Origin of the sequence: Flammeovirga aprica JL-4 (assembly GCF_012844305.1) — a bacterium.
Classification (GTDB): domain Bacteria; phylum Bacteroidota; class Bacteroidia; order Cytophagales; family Flammeovirgaceae; genus Flammeovirga; species Flammeovirga aprica.
Map to the genome: position 1 here is coordinate 1 of NZ_JABANE010000200.1, position 6,731 is coordinate 6,731.

5 protein-coding genes are annotated in these 6,731 nt (G+C 37.0%); all 5 read left to right on the plus strand.

The window, feature by feature from the left end; all coding sequences use genetic code 11:
• Nucleotides 1-135: 135 nt before the first annotated feature.
• Entirely contained in the window at nucleotides 136-405 is a 270-nt protein-coding gene (locus HHU12_RS32535) for a hypothetical protein (RefSeq protein ID WP_205960059.1), read from the plus strand.
• Between the two features lie 558 nt (nucleotides 406-963).
• Entirely contained in the window at nucleotides 964-4,938 is a 3,975-nt protein-coding gene (locus tag HHU12_RS32540; RefSeq protein ID WP_169660905.1) for a hypothetical protein, read from the plus strand.
• Between the two features lie 4 nt (nucleotides 4,939-4,942).
• A complete protein-coding gene (locus HHU12_RS32545; RefSeq protein WP_169660906.1) occupies nucleotides 4,943-5,764 on the plus strand; it encodes a hypothetical protein in 822 nt (273 codons plus the stop codon).
• A 35-nt stretch (nucleotides 5,765-5,799) separates the two neighbouring features.
• Nucleotides 5,800-6,087 (plus strand): hypothetical protein, encoded by a 288-nt coding sequence (locus HHU12_RS32550; protein ID WP_169660907.1) that lies wholly within the window; start codon nucleotides 5,800-5,802, stop codon nucleotides 6,085-6,087.
• Between the two features lie 6 nt (nucleotides 6,088-6,093).
• The coding region (locus HHU12_RS32555; RefSeq protein WP_169660908.1) for a hypothetical protein at nucleotides 6,094-6,731 on the plus strand (638 nt) is incomplete at its 3' end.

Consider the following 6,731-nt stretch of genomic DNA (forward strand, 5'->3'; position numbering starts at 1 on the left):
GATTTGACACGACAATTTCTAGCTGGAAAGGGTTCAATTTTCTAGGGATTATAGTTATTGGACTAAAAAAATTTATGAAAATCAAAAAAGTCTAGATGACTTCAATATCTTTTTAAAAAGGAGAACAAAGATTTTTTGAATATTCTACCTGATTTAGTAGTAATTGGTAGATGTGGATGTGGTAAATGTCCGACTATTCAACTGGGTTTAAATTATGAATCAGATATACTAGATGGTAGAACTTTAATTGATTATTGTGGTTTAAGTCAAAAAGGCAATATTATTGGAGTTTCAGTTTTAGGTAATGAAAAGCAACCCACAGAACTAGAATTTTGGTCGGTAGATGGACTTGAAGAAATAACTGAAATTCCAGCAATTGAAACACTTAAACCAATGAATACTTAATCAAACTAGGTGCTAACTACAGTAAACAATTGAATAGAAAGATGCTAACGAATAGGCTTATATATTTTATACCTCTCTTCCGATTGATGTTACATCCAAATTGAAAGAATAGCACCCTGTAGAGCCACAATGTCTTGTGGCTAACGAACTACCATAAAAATCACTACTCTGACCACAAAAAAAACTATTTTCCATCACTCTTCTTTCAAAAATTGCCCTTCATTTACACACGAATAGAATCAGGAGTTTTTGGGGTATTGAGCCCTTCTTTAAAAATCACACTCTTGTTTTGTATTACAAGATTTCACAAATGGCTTTCAATAATCTAAAAGTAAACTAATTTTTAGATCACTCAAAAAACAAACTATGATTATACAAGTTAAATGTTGAGAATTCAATTTTAGGCTGTAAATGTAAAATAGTATACTTGCTCTGATATTTTTTAATAAATAATTATTTAGTACGCTAAAAATTAGCACATTAAAAAATTATTGATTTATATTCGTAATTCGCTTTTAAGCACACCCCAAAAATAACAAACAAGGCAAACAAGATTTTATGTACGAATACAAACAAAAAGAAAAAGAGAGCCACAACTATCAGGGCAGATCTTTTGCAGGCTATAGAAACTATACACCATACGAACCCAAAGCCTTATTGCTTAGAGTGTATATTGGGGCTCATGAGATGTGGGTAGAAGCTTGTGAAAGCATCGAAGGAAACGAAAACCAACTTGAACTGATCAAACTCCGGGAAGTTACCAGTAACAGTAACCGTCAAGTGGAAGAGATGGCACAATGGGCATCGGAATATCTTAAAGATCCAACTCTTATATTTAGTTATCAAGACGAAGCTGGTTTCAGGCACAGAGTTTTGGATCCCTCGGTGGGAGTACTGGTAGGAAACTTGAAAGAAAACACGGATTATGAAGGCTATTTCGAATTTGAAAAACGGATAGGAATCAGCCATGCTTCAATTTTACCGATGCTACCAGAACTTTCGGGAGATAGTGTTGTACTTGAGGAAATTAGTGTAAAGGATTATTCCCTCAAACATTATTATATGGTAGATGCTTTGCTGAAGGAAGAAGCCGATGCATGGTGGTTTTGGGAAGGGGGGAACGAACTGAAAATAAGTCAGCTTCTGCGTTATTTCAACGAGCAAGAACAAGAAGCCTGTAAAAATAGTGCAACAATGCTTCGACTCATGCAGAATGAACTTTCACAAGAAGAAATAGCCACAGGTATTCAGGCGTGGAGTGCATGGAGCTCTAAAGAAAAGCTTTATTTTGTGATGCAAGAAGGGGAAATTACGTTCTCAGCACTCTGCAAAATCAAGAAGCACGACAATGATTATCATTACATGCTAAAGAATTTGGCACCTCTCTACGATTCAGAAGACAAACTAACATTTACTACGGTGCATTATAGTCTCTTAAAATCTTCTAGATACCATTGGGAAGATCAGAAAGGAGAAGAACGCTACTATCTCCATCATTCCGATAGTGGAGACCTAAATCTTTCAGAGAAGGAGGACATAGAAGAGATGAAAAAATACACCGGATTCCATTCCGCAAGAGCATTGGCAAAACAAATGGAATCTTTGGGATTATCGAACGAAGCCCGTTCAAATTGGGAAGTACTCGATAAGCTCATTGCCGAGGATGGTACATTTGAAGATCGTGAAGCCTATGAAGAATACTTGGAAAAACAAGGAGATCTCTTTCTTGAAAACAATTTTATTCCCAACGCCTTGCGAATTGCTCAGCATTGGTTAGATGCTAGTGAATTAGCACTACTGGATGAATACAGCAATATGTTTACCAAGGGGGGAGAAACACTCTATGATTTGTTACTTTCCTTCAACTCTGAATTTGAGAAATGTGATAAGGCCTTAATGCATAAAACATTAGTGAATAGTCAGTTGATGTGGGTGAGATGTAGGCTGGATGATCTTTCCGAGAATCATGAGATGTACAGTGAGTACCAGAAGAGTGAAAAAAATCTGGAGGAAAAGTATGAACAATCTAAGGAGATAGCCGAAAGTTTATCCCAATCCCTCAGGTTTAATTTGGGTAGTCAGCACCCTGTCTTTATGGACACAAGTCTTAATCTAATATCCCTTTATAGAACTTATATAAAAGGTGGACAAGACTCTGAAGCTTTCATATCCAAAATGCAGACACACATGGAGGAAAAGCTTGGAAATATCGAGACTGTTCGTAATCTTTTACACGATGATCCCGAATTTGTATTTGAAATGGACTTGGTGGTTGCTGAAACTAAAAAGAAATTCTCGGAATGGGATTATGGTCATTTGGGAGAAGCCGTTGACCGAAAGGTCAATAGTATCAGTAATTGGAAAATGGCAAGGGACATCAGTTTGGCTGTAGTTTCGATAGGTGCAGGGATTGCAACAGTATTCACTGGGGGAGCCACAGCATCAGTTTTGGGGGCAACCTTAGGGGCTTTGAGTTTAGGGACCAGTATTGCGGATGTTTATATCCAGCAAACGGAATACAGTGAACAGGCTGCAGTCGCCAATACTACCATGGATCCAAAAAAGCAACTGTATTCCAAGTTCCCAAATGTAGGTTGGTTGTTGCTGGCTTATGCTGGAGCTATCTTTGATGTTGCCGATGGGGTAAAGATTGTAGCCAAACTCAATAAAAGTATACTGAAGGGAGCAGGATCCACCTTTATTAAGGAATTAGGTGACTTAGCAAAAGTATTGGGTAAAAACCCGGATCTTTTTATTGAGGATGTGCTCATCAAATTCCGCTTAGAATTGGATGTCAAAGCCCGTTTGCTTCAAAAAATGCTTGATAACCCTCAGTCTGTCTATCAAGAACAGTTAACACTTAATGCTACTGGACTATCGGGTGGAAAAGTAAGAATTCCTAAACCTGAAACTGGCCTGAGGCATTTAACAAAAGAGGCATATACTGAGGCTATTCAGGAGTCCAATGGAGAGTTTATCAAAAAAGTCAAGAAGTGGTGTACAGACGAGAATTTTGCCCCTTGGGCAGATAAGCTGACAGAGGTATTTAAAAGTTTTAGGGATAATGAAAGGGTCTATAAAATACTGGCAAAAATACAGAGCGATCCTCAGCTCAAAGAAACCATTGGCAAGGGACTAGAGCTTCTGTTTAAAAATGATTTGATCAATTCTAGGCCCCAGGCACTGTCGGTTGTACTAGAAAAATTCTTGCTCGGTTGCAGTTCAAAAGCGGAAATAGGGTTGTCCTTAGATGATTTAAAGAAGCTTGGAGAGATAAGTGAAAAACTGTGGTCCTCAGGTGATGCCACGTTGCAAGCCAGTTTCCTGAACTTTTTCAAGGATGAGGTCGGTCTCAAACACATACAGGCAAAACGCTTTCTTGAAAACCTCTACAAAAGTGACGACCTTGAAGCGGTGATCGGCAAAAAGATCATAGAAGACCGAAATATAAAGGACTTTATGAAAGCTAAAAATGCAGGTACAGATTTGGAGAAGGGGTTGGAACTGCTCAATATGACCGAAGAAGGTTTTGTCAAGGCTTTCCGTAGTAAATTGCCCCCTTTTGACAATCCAGACAACTACAAAGCCGTAGAAGAGCTATTGAATGGAAAATTGAAAAAATACTTTGCAGACAACAGCAGACGGATCCCCGAAGTACGAGGCAACTTTATCAAGGAATTTAACCAAGAATTTGCCAAGCTGATTAAGAAAAACGAGGACTTCGGACAGTTTGTAGAACATTTGCGCTATACAAAAGGCTCGGTGGGCGAGGGTTTTGCCTTGGCCAAACAGCTTATGATCCATGCTGATCCAGCTTACAAGACATTGTTAGGGCATATGACCATTGAGTTTAGTAAGATCGATGGGTTGGCAGAAATCTTTAAAAAACTTTTCAAGAACAATAATACCAAAAGGCTGATCCCTGATGAATTCATGTTTAACTTCAACTTAGGGAGGTTTATCGACGTGAAAGTGGGGTATGCTAAGGCGACCATCTCAGAAGGGCAGATCAAAAACTATTTGGCCTTGATGAACGAACTTCGTGAAGGCATATTTTCCAGTGAGCTTTTAGAGTTAATTTCGGTGCAGGCACTCAAAGAACATAATGGGGCATTGCTTGACGTTTTCAATGGTAGCAAAAACGGTTTAGTTGAAATATTGAGCAAAAATATGGATAAAGCCCTTGCTGAACAGAAATGTGGAGAATTACTTTCCTTGCTCAAGAAAGGTGATACCGATAACTTTGTGAAGGAATTGGGAAAACTCGAATCAGGCGAATTGATCCACTTTATCAGAGAACAGAATATTCCTTTGATTGATCCTTCTAATTTTGAAATCACAGGTATGGACTTTCTCTTTTTACCTGAAAAAGGCGGTAAAAGTGCTTCCGGAGCGGCAGAGTTAGCGAAGAAACAGATCAATAAAGTATTGGAAACGTTTGATGAAGAAATAGTAGAGTTTATTAAAATGAATAAGGAAATGCGAATTTGGTATATGGAAAAAGGGGGTAAAATTAAAGAATTAGTATTATAGAAAGATGAACACTTTGATAGCAACAGTAACAGGTATTATTAAGACTGGAAATAATGTACCACACTATAAAAGAATCCTTGATACCTTGATAGACAATCCTTTTTATAGTGATTGGAAAACAATGGAGCTTCGTATCCAAAGAGAAAATGATGAAGATATCTTATCAGAAGAAGGATTAGAGTTCAACCTTCAACGGATATATGATCATTTTTTTACTGATCTGACTGCATATCGATGGTTAGAAATATATGGGAATGGAGAAAATAGATTGAAAGTTTCTATACTGGAACCAAAGCAAGGTAATAGGAATTTTAAATTGGGAATAGCTTTTGAATTGGAAGAACAGTATTTGAAAGGCAATAAAGCTAATCAGTTTGCCGACTTGGTTAAAGGAAAAATGTCGGCAGTTAGCTATCCGATTTCCTTTACAGCAACAGTTATGTATGATGAAAAAGAAGATCCTGACTATGGTACAAGTATATATAGCTTTGAAAGGAAATATAAGATTCCTAAAACTGGACTTTCCTATGGTACAGTATATTGGCAGTATTTAACAGGACAATTGAAATTCCAAGATGATTACAGTGTTGAGGTATTGGAGAATGCCCCTGCTTTTAAGAAAAGGCATCTCCAAAAAAGGATAGACGGGCAACCTTACCATATTTTCGACTATCAGATTTATGACAACCCTTTCGAAAAGACCAAAGAAGAAAATCTAGAGATGATGCGGAAATTCTTTGGTTATATTAGGGCAGAGCGTATAAAGCTGAGGAAGGCTGGTTACGAAGGGCCAGAAGGAAAAGACCGTTTTGTACCTAGGTACTAATAGTGTATGATTGGAAACAGGTTTGTCTGGTAAGGATGAACCTGTTTTTTTACACCCTTTATGGCGATTTGATTAACTTTATCAGAGAACAGAATATCCCTTTGATTGATCCTTCGAAATTTAAGATCAAGGGTATGGATTTTCTGTTTTTTCCTGAAAAAGGCGGTAAAAGTGCTTTGGGAGCGGCAGAGTTGGCCAAGAAACAGATTCGTAAAGTATTGGAACCATTAGGTAGAAAAAAGATGGAATTAGTAATAAAGAGTAAAGATATTCGAGTATGGTATATGGATGAAGGGGGTAAAATTATAGAATTAGCATTATAAAAAAATATGAATACATTAATAACAACGCTAGATGGTATAATGAAAGTAGCTACAAATGTAGCACATCTAAAAAAAATTATTGATTCCTTGATCAATAACTCTTTTTATAGTGAATGGAAAACAATGGTACTTTGTATCCAAAGAGAAGGTGACGAAGAGATCTTATCAGAAGAAAGTCTTGAATTTGACCTTAATCGAGTACATCAACATTTTTTTTCCAATTTAACATCTTATAGAAGGATTGATTTATTTGGGGAAGGTGAAAATAGGTTTAACTTTTCTATACTTGAGCCCAAACAGGGGAATAGGAATGTCCAATTTGGGATAAGTTTTGAGTTAGAAGAACAATATTTGTTGGGTAAAAAAGCTAATCAGTTTTCTGATATGGTCAAAGGTAAATTGTCAGCGTTTATCTATCCTATTTCTTTTACAGCAACAGTTATGTATGAAGAAAAAGACGATCCTGACTATGGTAGTAGTATATATAGCTTTGAAAGAAAATATAAGATTCCTAAAACAGGACTTTCTTATGGAGCAGTTTATTGGCAGTATTTGACAGGGCAACTAGAGTTTCAAGATGATTATACTATAGAGATGTTGGAGAATGCCCCAGCTTTTAAGAAAAGGCACCTCCAAAAAAGGAT

Excerpts from the sequence above, each read along its gene's own strand:
- HHU12_RS32540 (WP_169660905.1), top strand. The coding sequence starts at position 964 with ATGTACGAATACAAACAAAAAGAAAAAGAGAGCCACAACTATCAGGGC.
- HHU12_RS32545 (WP_169660906.1), top strand. The coding sequence starts at position 4,943 with ATGAACACTTTGATAGCAACAGTAACAGGTATTATTAAGACTGGAAAT.
- HHU12_RS32550 (WP_169660907.1), top strand. The coding sequence starts at position 5,800 with ATGAACCTGTTTTTTTACACCCTTTATGGCGATTTGATTAACTTTATC.